This window comes from Brevibacillus sp. HB1.2 (assembly GCF_013332495.1).
GTDB classification, from domain to species: domain Bacteria; phylum Bacillota; class Bacilli; order Brevibacillales; family Brevibacillaceae; genus Brevibacillus; species Brevibacillus porteri.
Window position 1 is genome coordinate 173,316 of the sequence record NZ_JABMIU010000006.1, and the last position, 16,840, is coordinate 190,155.

General features: G+C 44.6%; 20 protein-coding genes. 18 read left to right on the forward strand and 2 right to left on the reverse strand.

Going from position 1 to position 16,840, the window contains the following annotated elements; translation table 11 throughout:
* Positions 1-375: 375 nt before the first annotated feature.
* The 9 genes from HPY28_RS16745 (at position 376) to HPY28_RS16785 (ending at position 5,904) form a co-directional block, all read left to right on the forward strand.
* Entirely contained in the window at positions 376-597 is a 222-nt protein-coding gene (locus tag HPY28_RS16745; protein WP_174230978.1) for a hypothetical protein, read from the forward strand.
* Positions 598-1,017: 420 nt separating this feature from the next.
* Entirely contained in the window at positions 1,018-1,740 is a 723-nt protein-coding gene (locus HPY28_RS16750; protein ID WP_254613144.1) for a DNA/RNA non-specific endonuclease, read from the forward strand.
* A 19-nt stretch (positions 1,741-1,759) separates the two neighbouring features.
* Positions 1,760-2,293: an SMI1/KNR4 family protein gene (locus tag HPY28_RS16755; RefSeq protein WP_174230979.1), complete on the forward strand. Its 534-nt coding sequence runs from the start codon at positions 1,760-1,762 to the stop codon at positions 2,291-2,293.
* A gap of 199 nt (positions 2,294-2,492) precedes the next feature.
* Complete coding sequence (locus HPY28_RS16760; protein ID WP_173623980.1) at positions 2,493-2,786, forward strand: DUF3349 domain-containing protein; 294 nt, start codon at positions 2,493-2,495, stop codon at positions 2,784-2,786.
* Between the two features lie 162 nt (positions 2,787-2,948).
* On the forward strand, positions 2,949-3,458 hold the full coding sequence (locus HPY28_RS16765; RefSeq protein ID WP_174230980.1) for a HEAT repeat domain-containing protein: 510 nt from the start codon (positions 2,949-2,951) through the stop codon (positions 3,456-3,458).
* Positions 3,459-3,572: 114 nt separating this feature from the next.
* Positions 3,573-4,040 carry a DUF6985 domain-containing protein gene (locus tag HPY28_RS16770; protein WP_174230981.1) on the forward strand — a complete coding sequence of 156 codons (468 nt, stop codon included), beginning with the start codon at positions 3,573-3,575 and terminating at the stop codon, positions 4,038-4,040.
* Positions 4,041-4,188: 148 nt separating this feature from the next.
* The gene (locus HPY28_RS16775; protein ID WP_174230982.1) at positions 4,189-4,566 is read left to right on the forward strand and encodes a hypothetical protein; all 378 of its coding nucleotides are present in this window, start codon (positions 4,189-4,191) and stop codon (positions 4,564-4,566) included.
* 215 nt (positions 4,567-4,781) lie between these two features.
* Positions 4,782-5,477, forward strand: coding sequence for a hypothetical protein (locus HPY28_RS16780; RefSeq protein ID WP_174230983.1), 696 nt, complete (start codon positions 4,782-4,784; stop codon positions 5,475-5,477).
* A 187-nt stretch (positions 5,478-5,664) separates the two neighbouring features.
* Complete coding sequence (locus tag HPY28_RS16785) at positions 5,665-5,904, forward strand: DUF7660 family protein (protein ID WP_056493578.1); 240 nt, start codon at positions 5,665-5,667, stop codon at positions 5,902-5,904.
* Between the two features lie 24 nt (positions 5,905-5,928).
* On the opposite strand, the gene HPY28_RS16790 is transcribed toward HPY28_RS16785, so the two are convergent.
* Positions 5,929-6,183: a hypothetical protein gene (locus HPY28_RS16790; RefSeq protein WP_174230984.1), complete on the reverse strand. Its 255-nt coding sequence runs from the start codon at positions 6,181-6,183 to the stop codon at positions 5,929-5,931.
* A 310-nt stretch (positions 6,184-6,493) separates the two neighbouring features.
* Here HPY28_RS16790 and HPY28_RS16795 point away from each other — a divergent pair, with 310 nt between their 5' ends.
* Genes HPY28_RS16795 through HPY28_RS16820 form a run of 6 tightly spaced genes read left to right on the forward strand, consistent with a single transcriptional unit; the run spans position 6,494 to position 10,883 of the window.
* Positions 6,494-7,975 carry a contractile injection system protein, VgrG/Pvc8 family gene (locus HPY28_RS16795; RefSeq protein WP_174230985.1) on the forward strand — a complete coding sequence of 494 codons (1,482 nt, stop codon included), beginning with the start codon at positions 6,494-6,496 and terminating at the stop codon, positions 7,973-7,975.
* Positions 7,976-7,992: 17 nt separating this feature from the next.
* Complete coding sequence (locus HPY28_RS16800) at positions 7,993-9,096, forward strand: pentapeptide repeat-containing protein (RefSeq protein WP_174230986.1); 1,104 nt, start codon at positions 7,993-7,995, stop codon at positions 9,094-9,096.
* Positions 9,097-9,111: 15 nt separating this feature from the next.
* Positions 9,112-9,633, forward strand: coding sequence for an imm11 family protein (locus tag HPY28_RS16805; protein ID WP_106834172.1), 522 nt, complete (start codon positions 9,112-9,114; stop codon positions 9,631-9,633).
* The gene (locus HPY28_RS16810) at positions 9,630-10,271 is read left to right on the forward strand and encodes a hypothetical protein (RefSeq protein WP_174230987.1); all 642 of its coding nucleotides are present in this window, start codon (positions 9,630-9,632) and stop codon (positions 10,269-10,271) included. Before HPY28_RS16805 ends, HPY28_RS16810 begins: the two co-directional genes overlap by 4 nt.
* Positions 10,272-10,286: 15 nt before the next feature.
* Positions 10,287-10,568: a hypothetical protein gene (locus HPY28_RS16815; RefSeq protein WP_174230988.1), complete on the forward strand. Its 282-nt coding sequence runs from the start codon at positions 10,287-10,289 to the stop codon at positions 10,566-10,568.
* A 39-nt stretch (positions 10,569-10,607) separates the two neighbouring features.
* Positions 10,608-10,883 (forward strand): hypothetical protein, encoded by a 276-nt coding sequence (locus HPY28_RS16820; protein ID WP_069848020.1) that lies wholly within the window; start codon positions 10,608-10,610, stop codon positions 10,881-10,883.
* An 82-nt stretch (positions 10,884-10,965) separates the two neighbouring features.
* Here the strand turns inward: HPY28_RS16820 and HPY28_RS16825 are convergent, their stop codons facing one another.
* Positions 10,966-11,574, reverse strand: coding sequence for an MptD family putative ECF transporter S component (locus HPY28_RS16825; protein ID WP_017252058.1), 609 nt, complete (start codon positions 11,572-11,574; stop codon positions 10,966-10,968).
* A gap of 450 nt (positions 11,575-12,024) precedes the next feature.
* On the opposite strand from HPY28_RS16825, the gene HPY28_RS16830 reads away from it, so the two are divergent.
* The 3 genes from HPY28_RS16830 to HPY28_RS16840 all read left to right on the forward strand — a co-directional run bounded on the left by HPY28_RS16830 (position 12,025) and on the right by HPY28_RS16840 (position 16,818).
* Positions 12,025-12,804, forward strand: a complete 780-nt coding sequence (locus HPY28_RS16830) for a thioesterase II family protein (protein ID WP_174230989.1) — start codon at positions 12,025-12,027, stop codon at positions 12,802-12,804.
* 4 nt (positions 12,805-12,808) lie between these two features.
* Positions 12,809-13,543 (forward strand): 4'-phosphopantetheinyl transferase family protein, encoded by a 735-nt coding sequence (locus tag HPY28_RS16835; protein WP_174230990.1) that lies wholly within the window; start codon positions 12,809-12,811, stop codon positions 13,541-13,543.
* A gap of 314 nt (positions 13,544-13,857) precedes the next feature.
* Entirely contained in the window at positions 13,858-16,818 is a 2,961-nt protein-coding gene (locus HPY28_RS16840; RefSeq protein WP_174230991.1) for a salicylate synthase, read from the forward strand.
* Positions 16,819-16,840: the final 22 nt, after the last annotated feature.

Genomic DNA, 16,840 nt, shown 5'->3' on the forward strand with positions numbered 1-16,840 from the left:
TTGTTGGTGAACAAAAGAAGATGATAAGTTAACCGATTTTTTAGATTAGTTAGAGCTATGAAATCGGGTATCCTAATATTAACAACATATTTAAAGACCATAAGGAATTGCTCCGAGAATTGATTTTAATTCTTAACTTCCTACTTAATAAGTGCGTAAGATGTAATATTTGGAGCATCTGCTCAAGAGCTAGGTTTCGAAAAATACATACACTCGCTAGTAGCTTTAGGAGATAAGTAAATTGAGCGATGTCATAAGCCCTAAAGACTTAGAAAGTACATTATAATATGTTAGGAAAAGGAAAAACTCGGATAAAAAGTATCACTTGAATAATTGAACGAATGTATCATAAAAGTAAAATATAGGAGGATTATAATGACAAAGAAATTAAGTAGAGAAGAGATTATTGATACGATTGATAAAATACTATTAGCGGAGGGGACAGACGAGGAGGAAGATCTCTGGCTAGAGCAACTTAGCATCAGTGTGCCTTACTATCAAGAGATTTATAGAATTATTGCTACTAGTACCGAAGATTTAACTGCAAAAGAAATTCTTGATAAAGCTAAGACGAATCATAAGCCTATTATTTTATAGTACACTTCACCATAATGGGGTGGCAGGGTCATAACAAAGGCGCTGTCCCAAAAGTGAACTGTAAAACGTCAAAAATTCGAATAAGCGGCTTTGGTCCTCAACTTTAATGGGACTAGAGCCGCTTAATTTTGCTTGGATTGGTTGGTTATAGTACAAACGGATGAAGTCAAACATACTTGAGCTCCTTAAAGGTACTGAATGTATAAAAAAATACTTCAATTATTGTAGCATTCATTAGAAGACTTTCACCGAACCACTATCAATACAACTATTAACTCGGGGCATGCTTTAGGTTACTTTTTCCACTAACAACTTTTTGAATACTAACAGAGTTTATATTGAAAGCCTCGAACACTCGCTGTAAAGCATAGGCTTGCTACTACGGCTCATGGTCGAGTCACAGACCGTTATACCTACGGATTGTACGGGGAACTGGAAGCACACGAAGGCCGGACGAAACAGCCGTTTTGCTATAACGGCCGCGATGGAGTCATGACCGATCCGAATGGGTTGTACTACATGCGGGCGCGGTATTACCATCCGGGATTGAAGCGGTTCCTGAATCGAGATGTGCTCCAAGGGGATATGACGGACGGGCAGACGTTTAACCGTTTTGCTTATGTGAATGGGGATCCGATTGGGTTCATTGATCCGTTGGGGTTGATGAAGTGTAAGGACATTAGTTCAGACCTAGGAATATCAAAAGTAAATGATAAAACGCGTGGTCATGTTGTTTTGGGTGAGCTTGATCACTTAAATCGACCGACAGGTATAGTTGCTACAATAACGAAGGACATGATAGGAACTGGTTCTGAAGCACTGTCCTCAATTAAGCCTCCTGGTTCTGCTGGTGGAAAAGGGACAAAACATGCACGTGGTCATCTCTTAGCAAAAATTCTGGGTGGCTCAGGGAAAGACAAACGAAATTTAGTTACCCTGTTCCAAAATCCTACAAATTCTCCGCTGATGAGAGATTTGGAGTTGAAAATTAGAGATGCTGTGAAGGATGGTGAAATTATTAGGTACAGAGTTATACCTATCTATGATGGTGCAAACCCTATACCAAAAGCTGTAACGATGCAAGCAAGAGGAACAAATGGATTCCAATTAGATATCTCTATTTTAAATAAACCAAAGAAATAATAAGGAGAGTGTCGGAATCGTGGCTATTCAAAAATTAAAAGAAATTTTACCCCCACCTATTAAAGCCATTCATACTGGAAATGAAGAAGCCTTTAATGAATTTCAGGACAAATTAGGTGTGATGCTTCCAAATGATTACAAACAATTCGTATTAACGTACGGTGTGGGCTCAATTGACGACTTCATTTGGGTTCACAACCCATTTGTTGAGAATACAGCTTTAAACCTTAATGAACAAATGAGCGACATGCTTGAGGCGTATAATGAATCACGAAAAAATCACCCAGACCATTTTAAATTTCCAACATTCCCTGAAAAAGGAGGGATTTTGCCGTGGGGAGGGACTGACAATGGGGACGAATTGTATTGGTTGACTCAAGGAGATCCTGAAAATTGGAAAGTGTTAATATATGGTACTAGATCTTCAGATTTTGTACAATACGCTTTGACGATGACTGATTTCTTGCAAAAAGTATTGAACAAAGAAATAATATGCGAGTTTTTCCCTGAAGATATTCCAAGTGAAGCACCAAAGTTTACACCTTATGAATAGGTATTAGTAGAAGAAAATAGAGCCTTGTTGAGGGTCAAACCTCACAAGGCTTGTTATTTTAAAATCCTGTACCAGTTCCGATATTAATTCTTAATTTCTCTATTTAATGAGTGTGTAAGGTGTAATATTAGAAGCTTCTGTTAAGAGTTAGACTTCGATGTATACATTCACTCGCCAGTACCTTTAGGAGGAAAGTAAATTGAGCGATGGGATAATTCCTAAACACTTAGAAAGTACACTTAATATGTTAAAAAGGGCTTATCCAAATGGTATTAGTGACAAAGAATGTTTTCCATTGATGTCATTATTGTACGAACATATGTCTGACAGAAACTTAGCTGAGGTTATTTCTTTTATAACTGGGAAAGAAGTTGCAATCGCTCTTAATGATATTCACAAATCAGTATCAACAAAGCAACTTAGTGAGCAGGAATTAAACATGGTAAGAGAAAAACTGCTGGAACACGGATTTGAAAAATGGATAGATGAGTAATGTCTTTAACGTTGATTGGCTGTTGCCTTTCAAGGTTTCATTATTTGGATGGCTGTTGAAGAAATAACCATCCAACCAATAAAGAATTATTTGTCCTATCACACGGATACGCGCGGCGGATATTTTTAATGATAATATTACTAGTTTTGAAAGGATAGAAAAATGAATCAAGAACTAAGAATACTAATAAAAAAACTTATTGGTGGCGAAATAACAGATCTAGAATTTTTGGATTTGGTCAAGGGAAATATAGAAATAACTAGCTACTTTGACAAACTGTTAGAAGTTATTTGTATAGAAAAAAATAAAGATGACCTAGGATTACTATTTTATATAGGATTTACATTCGATTTGTTTGATGAAAGACATTTGGTAATGTTAAACCAGTTAATTACTGAGGCTTGGCATAAGGCACATGAGGATATTGCTGGCTTGCTTCAATATTTTCAATCAAATTCATCAGTAGAAAGTCTTTATAAAGCAGCAATAACTAAATTTGAGTATCTTCATTACACAAATGCCCTTGCCGTAAAATGTATCTGGGCTCTAGATGATATTAATACGCCAGAGTCTAAAGAGAAATTAGAACTCTTAAGTAAATCAAAGGAAAAAGAAATTAAAAAGAATGCGTTGCACCAATTAAAAAGAATCTCTATAAAGAAGGGATTATAAAATAATTCACCAAAAAGAAAATTTTAGGAAGGAAGGAGACTTTAAAAGTAGATATAACCGCAAATAATACCAGTTTTCAAGATGAGAAAAAACAGCAGTGAAGGAGATTGTGTCATGATCATAAACGATCCGGTTTTTGGTGAACTTTCATACTTTCTTGTTTGGTCAAAGCACATGACCATTCATTTTTGCGGGAAAGAAACCGAGATAGCACTCACGGTAGAGGGTGAGGAAGACGGTAAATTTGATGAAGAACAATACATGGCTTATCAATCACTCATGCAAAATTGGGAGCACATACAACAGCGTGATTTGCAAGCGATCCTCGACTACTACAAGCAAAAGCGGCATGAGCTCGGGTATGATATTGGATACCATGATGATTATCCCCTAATTGAAACACAAGACCAACTACTTAAAAGGATCGTTTTACTTGAAATTGTTGTTCCCTATGGTGATATTTTTGAAGGCCGTGATATCGGATTACTCTTCGATTGCACCTGGGACGAAGAAAATGGTCTAGGACTTCGGCTTTTAAATGAAGAAGTAACGGAAGTCGGCTACCAGGATGTTGCCATTTAACCTTTTATATAAATCGTGGAAAATATTGTTGTTTTGAATATGAAAACGGACTCATTATAGAACGAGAATGTTACCGGATTCGGTTGTTGCCTTTTATGAGGCGTATAATCCTCACTATCTGCCTACTTTAAGCGGTGGAATAAGGCTATTGAATATAGAATCCATAAAGGTAGAGAACTCATCTGCTGTACCAAGTATGTACCTGCTAAAATTCGGGCTGCTCACAATCGCTACAACAATAGGTGGCGATGCTAGTTGTCTCGATTTGAATAGCACAAATGATAGCCAACTACGTGTAGTAATCGCAGATCAAGCGTTTTGCTCCTATAACCATGATCTGAAAGTCGTAGAATGTGTCCTTGTTCAAGATGATATCGCTGAACCCTACGCGGATGACGAGCCTATTCTTTTGTCTTATTCACTCATCAAGCAATGTCTGCCAGAGATAGCACCATCTTTTCGAGCATTTTTAGAAAGACTGTCCAATGAAGCTTATGAGACTATCGAAGAAGGCTTTTTAGCATAACCTAAATAGGAACCTTGTTACACCAAGAACGGTTATATCAAATAGTTTTCTCTGAGTGAAAATCCAGATCGACCCAGGCCTCTCCTAGGCTTTTTGTGTTTTTCCCAAATCCCACACTTTCCCCTTACTTTTCACGAGGTTATCCCGAACATTCCCAATGCTCGTACGTTACGATTGGTTTGTAAGAAACAATAGTAGACAGGGAGTGTTCACACATGAAAAAAATGCTTTCCGTATCTGTAATCGCAGCGAGCTTGTTGGCAACGAGTGCCGTAGGAGCTTTTGCCGCTGAGAAAGAAGGGAAAGAAGCAGGGTGGAAGAGCCTGCCTGAAGTTCAAGCACTAAAAGCACTGCAAGTGGAGCAAAAAGCTCTCCAAGATAAACTGAAAACTCAAACCCAGACTAACAAACAAGCATGGCACATTCTTTGGGGCGATGTGACGCCAGAAGTACGTGAAACTGTGAAAAGCGCGCTTGCAGAGACAAAGCCGCTGCGAGAAGAGAACAAGGCGCTGTCTGCTGAATTGAAAGAAGCGAAGAAAGCAAAGGATAAAGAAAAGGTAGCGAGCATCAAGGCTGAAATCGCCGCGAACCATACAGCTATCGAAGAAAAACTCGCTCATGTCCAAAGTGAATTGGCGCAGGTAAAAGAGAAAAAAGCTTCTTTCAAAGAGATGAACCAAGAGCTAAAGCCAATCCGCACCGAAAAGAAAGCGAACAAAGAGCAAGCAAAAGAACTGAAAACAAATGAGAAAAACGCAGTGAAAGAAGCAAAAGAAGTATTCAAGTCCGGTGACAAGGAGCAAGCAGCTGCATCCTTGCAAGAGGCTGCTGATCTGTTGAAAGAACTGATCGAGGTACAAACCGAGATTTTGGAGCAAAAGCAAGCGATTTCCGAGATTATTCAATAAGGAACGTCTCCGAGAATAGTGACAGCCCGAATCCTGTTATTGACTAGACAGATGTTCCCCCTCACATAAGAGACAGAAAGCCCGTTGCACGCCAGCGGGTTTTTTTCATTCCCCAATTCGTCAAACTCCTTTGGAACATCTATAGTAAAATGGAAAATAACGCCATAGAGGCAGGAGGAGGTTTCGCATGGATATTCTAGAGAGAGCGGGTACGGTTGAGAGCAGAGAGGATATGGTTCAATTCATTTCTCACTTGATTAAGGATTATCAGCAAAATAAAAAAGAGTGGGCGAATATGTCCCTGGAAGAGTTCCTAAGTGGGATGGAGTCATGGATTGAAGATTGTGATAATATGTTAGCTGATCTTGAAGATGTAGACTGGAATTTGTTTGCTACCATTTTAATTGCAGGAAGCCGTTATGAGTAAATAGGAAAGGCCCTTGAACTAAATTCAAGGGCCTTTGACGATATAAGGGTTATCAATTTCTTCCCCGAGATTATCCAAATCTCGCGTAATATTGATGATAATTAAGTATCTCGACTTGCCTTTATGCTTTCCCAGATCGACAACTTGATGTACCTCGATTACATCGTTTTCATACTCTTTATGAGAGTAGCACATTTCATATAGCGTGGATGTAAGATCTGTGTTGTTCAAATTCGCTATCTCCAATTCTACAAATACTTGATTTTTCTTTGTGTTCACCTGGATTCTCTCCCTTGTTTGATCTCTATGAATTCTCCTATCATCCTATAAATGGTAGCGCAAGTGCAAATCGCAGGAATACTCGAGGTAAAAGAAGGGCTTCCATCGGGCTCTCGAGCAGATAAGAAATGGTACAAAGCCTCTCCCTTTGCCTCCAAATCATACCATTCAGGACTAATGACCCATTCAAAAAATCCCAAATAATACCGATTGTAAGATTGTGTGTAAAATAATGGTCTTATTTGGAAGGGTGAATCCATTTCCCTAGGAGCATCGGAGAAGGGGGTTCATCTGGCAGGGAGGGGATACCATGAGCAATCGAACACTCACTTATGGAGATATACAAGTTTCGCCCTATGAATTTACTCATCTGCAAACGATGAAAGTCGTGAAAAAAATGAACGAGCATGCGCGACTGACGCTCACGGGGATTATTTCTGAAGAGCGAAAAGATAGCTACGTGAACCAGACAAATGCGCAAACGCTGATCAGCGTGGCACTGGCGGATGAATCGGGCAAGCCGAAAACATGGTTCCAGGGCATCGTCTTGCGCGTCCATGTTAAAGCGGTTCGCGGTATTTATTACTTGTCGCTGGAGGCAATTTCTCATACCTATTTGTTGGATGTCAAAACGAGAAAGCGTTCGTTTCAAAATCCGGCGATGACCTATGCGGGGCTCGTGAAAACGGTGCTGTCCGGGTACGGAAAAGCTGATTTTATTGACTCTGTTACGAACGGAAAGGCTTTGAATACGTTTGTCATGCAGTATGAAGAAACCGATTGGCAGTTCCTGAAGAGGATGGCGTCGCGCTTTTATACAGGTTTGATCCCGACAACGGCTTTTGACATTCCAAAGTTTTATTTCGGTTTGCCAAAAGGTCAAGATAAAGGAAAGCTTGCGGTTAGTCATTATACGGTGCATAAGCGTGTGGGGGATTATCAGAGTGATGCTGAGAACAAGGTTCCAGGAATCGATGACCAGGACTATACCGTGTATGAAGTACAGAGCGAACGAGTGCTGGAGGTCGGCAATGAGGTGAACTTCAAATCCAGACCACTTGTTGTCGGAGAAGCGGTCACAGAGATGAAGGAAGGCATTGTCACACACACGTACAAGCTTTATCCACGCCTAGGTCTGGCGCGTAAGAAGCAGTATAACCATGCCATCATCGGGGCGTCCATCCAGGGCCGGGTGCTGCAAGTCCAGAAGGACAATGTGCGGGCCAAGCTGGACATGGATGATCAGCAGGATCAGAGCACGGCATATTGGTTCCCTTACTCCACCATTTATGCCTCCGAGGATCAAACTGGATGGTATGTCATGCCAGAGCTGAACGACCAGATTCGGATTTATTTCCCGAGCAAAAAAGAAGAGGACGGTATCGCGATCAGCTCTGTTCTCAAGGAAATTCCAGACGACGACAAGCCAGCGCTCAAACAGAAATCCTCACCGAAAAGCAGTGCAGGAGGAGGCGGCGGTGGAGGAGGCGGGGGAGACCGAATGAAGGACCCTGCGGTAAAAACGTTTCGTACCAAGTATGGCAAGGAAATCGTACTGGCTCCGGACAAAATTGTGATCACGACAGGAGATATGTCGATTACGATCAGTGATACGAGTGGAATCGATATCCAGAGCAGCCAGAATGTGAACATTACAGCCGGTAAGGACATGAAACTGTCAGCTGCTTCTCTTCATATTAGTGCGGATAAAGTAGAACTGAGTGGAAAAGGAAATACGATCAAACTGGAAGAAAAGATCGAGATGAAAGGTTCGGAAATCAAGATGAACTAGAGGGGGCACTTACATCGATGAAGAAAGAGGAAGCGCTCCAGCATCTGCACGATAACACCTTCCGGCCAGCGTTGGCTGAAAGCGTAGCGGCACTCGAGCGCTATTTCCAGCAAAACAAGGATCAGCTCGTCCAGGAGTTCGTGGAGTCTTTTCGGCAAATGCTCCAGCATATTGACTTCATGCAGAACAATCAGGAGCTTCCCCCTGTCGGTTTTATTCACTACTCGTTGCTTCGGACAACGGTATTGGATGGCACACACACATTTTTAATAGAGGCTTATACGGATCAATGGTACTGGGAGCCAGTGGAATGCTATGCACGATACGATGCAGCGTGGACATTGCAAGAGGTGTCCACGCTCATTTCGCTACTGGACGAACGCCGAAAAATGTACATGGGGATCATACACGCAGCTGATGTGGAGTATATGGTCCTAAAGGAAATGGAGCTTTTCTGTCAGTTTGTCACAGCGCTTTCCCGAGTAGCGATTCCGGAAGTTATCAAGCTGCCTGAGTACCAACAGATTAGGAAAGCGGATCGTCTGTACATACGAGTGGGCGAATTCAAAGACATCAGCGAAGTGGTGTACGTAGAAGAGCGAATCAAGCGGGAGGAGAAAGAGAGCAGAAGCCTGCTTGGGCAACCAAAAGGAACGTTTTGTACCCATGAAACATTCGCCCACATGGATTTGCCGCGAAGCAATGTGGATGCACTGGATTTGCGCTATTGCGATTTTAGTGGCAGTAATCTTACGGACAGTCAGTTCCATGAGTGTGTCCTATTCGGAACAAGATGGGTAAAGAGCAAGCTTCAACGCACTGATTTCAGCCATTCGCTTCTTTGTGATGCCGATTTTCGTCATGCTGACTTGAGTGGAGCCATCTTCTCTTATGCCGAGGGACAAGGAGTAAGTGCGGACGAGCTACATTGTGTACCGGGCTTACTCGGTGTCCAATTTGCATATGCTGATTTGGAAGGAGCGGATTTTCGCCATTCTCGTCTGTATCATGCGAATTTTCATGGAGCGAATATGCGGAATGCCGTTTTTTTCGAGAAGGACCGGGAGCGCTTTGCATTGAGTGAAGGACAGATACAGCAGATTGAGTGGAAAACGGAATAAAGGAGGCGGGATGACATGCGCGATTATTATTTGCTAGCAGATGACGGTCGAATAGCTCAAAGGGTCGTACCATCGGGGCTGGGGCTGCAAAAGGAAAACACCTTCGAGCAACTCCCGCCGATATCCGTTCTCGAGGTGAACATGGATGGGGCCAATGCCTGCACAGATTGGTTGGAAAAGCCACTGCCGATGATTTCGGAGCGGATGAAAACCATTACTGCCAAATACAATCCGAGTGTACAATGGAAGCGCGTCGATTTGATCGACAGCGAAACCAATCTGCGAAACGTTTACTGGGCCATGCAAGTACCTGCTGTAGATTGCCTTTCCATGGAGACTGCGTTTCATTTGAATGGAACAGTAAAGAGGCTTGTATTAGATACCGATAAGATAAAGGCACATCATTTCTTTAAGATTCAGGGGGTTTTGGAGCCGTATATAGTGGTGAGTCTGGATGCTGCGGAAAGCTTCCTTCGCAGAAGCTTGAACGGATTTGTTTTGCAAAAAGTGGAACAGGCAATGCGGAGGGAGCCATGACGATCTACTGGGATGAAAAGATTTTGGATGTATGGAACAGCATCCAGACAAGGCGTCAATTAGCTGAAATGGAAGAACAGCAGGTGCAATTGACGCTTGCGGAGTGTTTGGATGGTGTGCAAAAAGGCTACATGGAGTACGAAGGACGCAGATTCGAATTCGAGGAGAAGGTTCTCTTTGACGGGCAGCTCGGCATTCAGTTGCCCCGTTCGATGCAGCTCATGCCGAGGGGACGCGGGTCAAATAGCGCAGGGAATCATCAGCACGAGCAGCTTACCTATAAAGAGGAAAATAGCGAGGTTATGCTCGGCATGAATCATATGGCACATCTGTTACCGATGAGCGGCGTGGAATCGTTTGTGCAGGCGATGACAGCACAAATTAAAAAGGCGCAGGCAGGCTTGCAGGTCGTACATAATGAGCTGATCGAACAGGATGGATGCAGGGTTGCCTGCAGCGAATTCATCATTCCGGTCGAGGACAAAACCTACTATCAAATCTTGTTCGCGACATCGGCGAACGGGCGGGCACTACTCGGGAGCTTTCATTTTGAATCTGAAGAAGTGCTCGTATGGCAGCCTCTAGCCCATGCGTTGATTCGCACGCTACGGGTTGAGCAAAATGTGAACATGACATAACAGGGAGGGTTCCAATTGGAACAGCAGCAACATCAACAGCAACTGCAAGTGAACGTGCCTGAAAATGAACGGGTCATGTCGGTCAAGGAATGGTTGATTACTTTTTTAATTATGATGGTGCCCGTGGTCAATCTCGTGATGTATTTTGTTTGGGCATTTGGCAGTGAAGGCAATCTAAACAGAAAAAACTGGGCAAAAGCGAACTTGCTCATCGTAGGTATTTGCATCGGGTTGTACTTAAGCATATTCTTTTTACTTCTTATCGTGGCATTCATTGCAACATCGGTTAAACAATAGCAAGAACAGTGGAATGGTAAAAAACGTGGAGGGTATAGAATGGATCACCAAACGTATGTGGAAGGAAGCGTAGCGGAAAACGAAAAGGTCATGACAGTGAAAGGATGGATACCCGTCTCGTTGCTCATGATGCTTCCGTTTGTGAATATTGTTTTTTTATTCGTCTGGGCTTTTGGTTCAGATGGGAATCTGAATCGTAAAAACTTTGCCAAAGCTAGCTTGTTATTTATGGCCATTCTTTTGGGTTTATACTTCGTCTTTGGTACGATAACCGCAATTATCACGTTTATTTTAATCGCCATGGAAGGGCAATAAGGGACGATACTAAGACGTCGATAAGGCATATTCCAACTCGAATCACCGAGGAGGAATATGCCTTGTTTTTTTACGCGGAGCATTACACCAGCTTTGCTTTTTTGACGTGCTTTTTCATCAACAGATTGCCGAAATAGCAGCCGAGCAATCCGCCGACAAACGAAATCGAGCACATGGTGAGAATCATGCTGGGGGTTTCAAAGTAATAGAGCATCGCAGAAAGCTGTTCAGGTGTATAGCTTTTTTCCAAGGTCGCGAGATACGATTCGCGGAAGAAAATAAGCGGGACAACCCCGCAAAGCGAATAGCCGACATAAAAAACAGAATAGCTGATTGCATTGCGCACAGGATTCAGATAAGAGCCTTTTCCCCATAGGATCAGTTCGCAGATGAGTCCGATAACAGCTAAGGTAAGTAAGTAATTCGCGTAGCCAAAACCGACAAAATACAATCCAGTCAAGACAGCTGTAAAAAATAGAGTCCCGGGCTTGGCGATTTTATTAGACATGACCATATAAATCGGACCGTTGAGTAGCGCGGTAAAGCCGCCAACCAGCAAATGAGAAACAACGGTAATAATCGGGGCAATCGTCATCAATATGAGCATGACGACGTTAAAGATCGCGAGCGTAATAATATCCCGCATGGTCCATCTGCCGCTTTGGGCAGCTAATGATGTTTGGGCTTGCATGTAACATCCTCCCTCAGACATAAGTAGCCGATCTGCTTGACGAATTCTCTGTACTTGCGATCCCCCTTTTGCAGGAATGCTGGAAAAAGTTTGCTAGCTGTACGCACGGTTGTCAGTATAAGAACACAATATTGATAATGAGAATCGTTGTCAAAATAAAAAAAGCCCATATTTCAATATTTTGGGATATTTTTCGAGCTTTTTCGCCTATTATCTCCGTGTTTTTCCGTTTTTCTTGAACAATCGCCAAAATATTACAAGTCGGATGATCTGCAAAATAATCATTCTGGTGAACGTAGGACGAGATAATCGGGGAAAATCACGGAAATGTACCAAAAAACGGAAAAGGAGGGACTTGTATCTATTTGGCAATGTTGCATGAGGATCATTATCATGTACGTTGTATCAAAGCGTTTAAGCAAGAGACGAAAGGGAGGAGTACATAGGAGCATGGATGCGATAACGAAAACGAAAACATGGCTGCTTACTCAGCCACAAGCAAAAGACAGCATTCGCCTGTTTTGCTTTCCATATGCAGGGGGAGGGGCCTCGATTTACAGGGGCTGGGCACAGGCTTTTCCCAGTGATGTCGGTGTTTACCCAGTTCAGCTGCCAGGAAGGGAAAATAGAATTGCCGAGCGAGCGTACTCAGATATGGGAACGCTGGTGGAAGAGCTGGCCCAAATGATTTATCCGTATTTGGATCGCCCGTTTTTATTTTTCGGTCACAGTATGGGAACGCGAATCGCCTTTGAGCTGGCACGTACCGTACGGAGCAAATGGGGTCGTCTTCCGCTTGGCCTCATCGTTTCAGGAGGACGAGCTCCACACTTCCCGGAGCCGAAGCCTATTTACCATTTGCCTGAAGAGGAGTTTGTTGCAGCTCTGCGACGCTTTTCCGGGACACCAGAGGCGATCCTGCAAAGCAAGGAGCTCATGGAGTTGTTCATGCCGCTGTTGCGTGCGGATTTTACCCTCGACGAAACTTATGTGTATACCGAGGAGCCCCTGCTTAATTGCCCGATTGCTGCGTATTGCGGGACTGAGGATCAGGAAGCCACGCAGGAAGAAATGGAGGCTTGGGCTAGCCATACAAGTGCCGGATTTACGTTGGAAATGGTAAACGGCGGCCATTTTTTCCTGACGACAAACAAAGAGGTGCTCTTGCAATCGGTAACCAAAATGATTGGACAATACCGGAGTGTGGTAGCAGGAAAAGGGGAGCACTAACGAGATGCAGCAGGTGCGAATAACCCACTTGTCTGAGAGGACAAAATCAGCTCTGGAGGAAGCGTCCTCTTGGTTACTGGCTAAAGGGGAAGTACATATTTGGCTGACGTTTGTGCAAGCATGGGTACACAGTATGCAGGAGCTGGAAGGCGATCTGTCTGCCGAAGAACTCGATAAACGGGCACGATTTCATTTCCACGCAGACAGGGAGCGCTATGTTGTCGCACATGGACTACTGAGAAGAATGATTGGGCGGTACCAAGGGATTTTTCCTCGCGCGGTTCAATGGGAGTACAATTCGAACGGGAAACCGTTTTTATGTGGACCAAACAATGATTCCGAACCACTTTTTTTCAATCTGTCGCATTCGAATGAGCTTGTGGCGGTCGCTTTTTCTCGCGATCGCCTTCTCGGCGTTGACGTGGAGCATTTGCGACACATCCCGGAAATGGAACAGCTCATGAGCTACTTTCACCCTGTGGAGCGAGAGGGAATCTTGCGTTTACCCTCTGATGAGCGGCAACAGGCTTTTTTTGATTGCTGGACACGCAAGGAGGCTTTTGTCAAAGCGACAGGGGAGGGCCTGAGCCGTCCTCTCGATTCTTTTTTCATGGAAAAACTGGATGGCAGCTTCACGGTAAACGGAGATGGAATCAGGAGCGGGGAGTGGAAAATTCACGGGTTTACGCCTGGCAGAGGCTATGCCGGAGCAGTTGCAATCGGGATAGGAAGACCGTGAATCGGAGTAGTTGGAACGATAATCTTCTATTATACTGATAAACTTTATCGGGTTTAATGAGACTATATAAGTGTGTAAGAATGTGGAAATCTTACAGTGAGAAACGAAGAAATCGTGAGAAAACGGAAGATAATCCAACCTATTTTTCCCAAATGTAGAAAAAACAGCTTACGGATGAAATTGACAATGAGAATCACTATCAATATCTTGTTGTTAGACAAACCAACATGATGCGTACACCGACAAGGCAGTACTCTGCATGATCCGGCTTCGGGCGCAAAGAGTGACCCGCAGTTACACAGGAGGAGGACGGAATGAAAGTAAGTACGGAGTGGTATGAGCAAGCTGCAATAGCTTATGAACAGCGTGGTTTTTGGGAGCCGTTGACACTTGGGCAGCAATTGCGCAAATGGGCGGAACAGTACCAAAACAAAGAAGCGCTGGTGGAGGACGAGGAGAGACTCACTTATAGCGAGCTCGACAGCAAGGTGGATGCGCTTGCTTCCGGTTTTTATCACATGGGAATTCAAAAAGGCGATAATGTAGCCGTCCAGCTTCCAAATAGAATTTCTTTCGTACTGACTTGCTTTGCCCTGTTTCGCATCGGCGCTGTGCCGATTCTCGTATTGCCTGCCCACAGAGAGGCTGAATTGGACGGGATTTTTGCACTCGCGAGGCCAGTTGCCTACATCATTCCAACGACGTTTCTCGGTTTTGATTACACGAAGATGGCAGAAGATTTAGTCAAAAGGCATGCGTCTGTCAAATTCGTCATGACGGATGGGGACAGTCCGATCGGGCGGAATTTGGCTGAGATAAGTGGACCGCCAATCGAGCTGGAAGCCCCTTCGTACAAAGACACTGCGTTATTGCTTTTGTCTGGTGGTACGACAGGGATACCCAAGCTGATTCCTAGAACCCACGCAGATTACGTTTACAATGCAAAAGCAACCGCAGCTCGTTGCCAACTGACAGAGAAAAGCGTCTATCTCGCCGTTTTGCCGATTGCACATAATTTCCCTCTGTGCTGCCCAGGTATCTTAGGCACACTGTCCGTTGGTGGCAAGATCGTGCTATGTAAAACTACCAGTTGCGACGAAGCTTTTCCGCTGATTGAGAAAGAGCAGGTGACCATTACCGGCCTCGTGCCTTCGATCGTGCAAGTATGGCTGGAAGTGCTGGAATGGGATACAGAAAGCGATCTGTCGAGTCTGGAGGTTCTTCAGGTTGGAGGCTCCATGCTGGATGATAATCTCGCCAGCCGTATCACGCGAGAATGGAAATGCAAGCTCCAGCAAGTATTTGGAATGGCTGAGGGGCTCATCTGCTGCACATCACTGGATGATCCAGAGTCGATCATTACCAGCTGCCAGGGTCGTCCGATTTCCGAAGGGGATGAAGTGCGAATCGTGGATGAACATGGAAACGATGTCGCGCCAGGTGAATACGGAGAGTTGATTGTGCGGGGACCGTATACAATTCGCGGCTACTACAGAGCAGAGGAACAAAACCGCGAGAGCTTTACGCCTGATGGCTTCTATCGCTCTGGGGACAAGGCTAGAATCACGCCAGAAGGAAATATTCAAATCGGTGGACGGATCAAAGAGCAAATCAACCGAGCGGGTGAAAAAATTATGCCAGCTGAAGTAGAGACGTACCTGCGCATGCACCCAGCAATTAAAGACGCGGCGCTGATCACACTTCCCGATCCAGTACTGGGCGAGAAAAGCTGCGCATTTTTGATCACCGACGATGAAATGATCAGCTTGGCGGACGTCCATGCCTTCTTCCAGGAAAAAGGAGTGGCACGCTACAAAATGCCGGACCAAATCGAACTCATCGATTACTGGCCGCTGACCAGCGTCGGAAAAGTCAATAAAGCGAAGCTAAAAGAACTGGCGTTAGCGCCAAAGTCAGAGACGAAGCCAGCGGAAATTGCCTATCTGGAAGAAACATTTGCTTTTGCGGGTGATGGGCATATGGCAGCGGCACTGATTGCAGAGCGCAGCGGGTATGAAAACTACCTGCTCTATGAAAATGGAGATGAGCTTTCGCTAGGAATGGGGATTCATGCGCTTCTCTATGTAGATGGGGAGCAGACGACGTTGACTTATCGCAACGAGACTCTCCGTTTCGACAACAATGAGCTTAGTGAGACGCTCGAAAAAGCAATGGCACAGGTGCCGATTCAAAATTGGCGCGCTTATGGAACGGTTAACTTTGGCATGGCGCGTTATTATCAAGGCTTGCCGCTCATACCAGAAGAGGATGGCTTGCTCAAGCTGTTCATTCCTGAGGTCGAGCTGCGTTTCAACAAAGGAACGGTCCTATTGAGAGCCTTGCGTGAAGAGAAGCGGAGCGAATTCAGCCAACTGCTGAGCGAGCTGTCGATGAATACGCAAGACGAGCAACAGCTGACCCAAAGAGTGGACAAACCAAAGCTGTCCGTCCCGCAAGCCGATACATACGACGCGGAAGCCTACATGCAAAACGTGGCAGAAGGTGTACGCGAGATTCAGGAACGCAAATACCATAAGGTCATCTTGTCGCGGAAAATTCCGCTTGATCACGAGCTGGATCTGGTTGCGAGCTATATAGCTGGCAGACGAGTGAATACGCCGGCCCGCTCTTTCCTCGTTAGCTTGGATGGTCTCGGTGCAGCCGGTTTTAGCCCGGAGACGGTAGTAGAGGTCGATAGCGATGGATGGGTGAGTACATTCCCACTCGCGGGAACACGGGCAAAAGGCAGGAGTGAAGACGAGGCGAACAGGCTCAAAGAAGAGCTGCTGAATGATCCGAAGGAAATTGCCGAGCACGCTGTTTCCGTCAAGCTGGCATTCGAAGAGCTGAAAATCGTTTGCGACTCAACAAGTATCGTCTTGAACGATTTTATGTCAGTAGCTAGCCGAGGAACGGTTCAGCATATCGCTTCTCGCTTGAAAGGGAAACTGAAACAAGAATGCAACTCATGGGATGCCTTCCGCGCATTGTTCCCAGCTGTCACCGCTTCGGGAATCCCGAAAAAAGAATCGATCGAAGCGATTGGCAGATTGGAAACCGTGTCACGAGGTCTATACAGTGGGTGCGTCATGACTTTTGACAGCGACGGTGCCATGGATGCGGCGCTTGTGCTGCGAACGATTTATCAAAAGGACAACCAAGCTTGGCTTCATGCCGGAGCTGGTATCGTCGAAATGTCTTTGCCGTCCAGAGAACTGGAAGAAACGCGTGAAAAACTGAGCAGCTTCTCCAGACAGCTGATTGGAAAAGAATAGGGGCTTGCACGAGAGAGGAGGG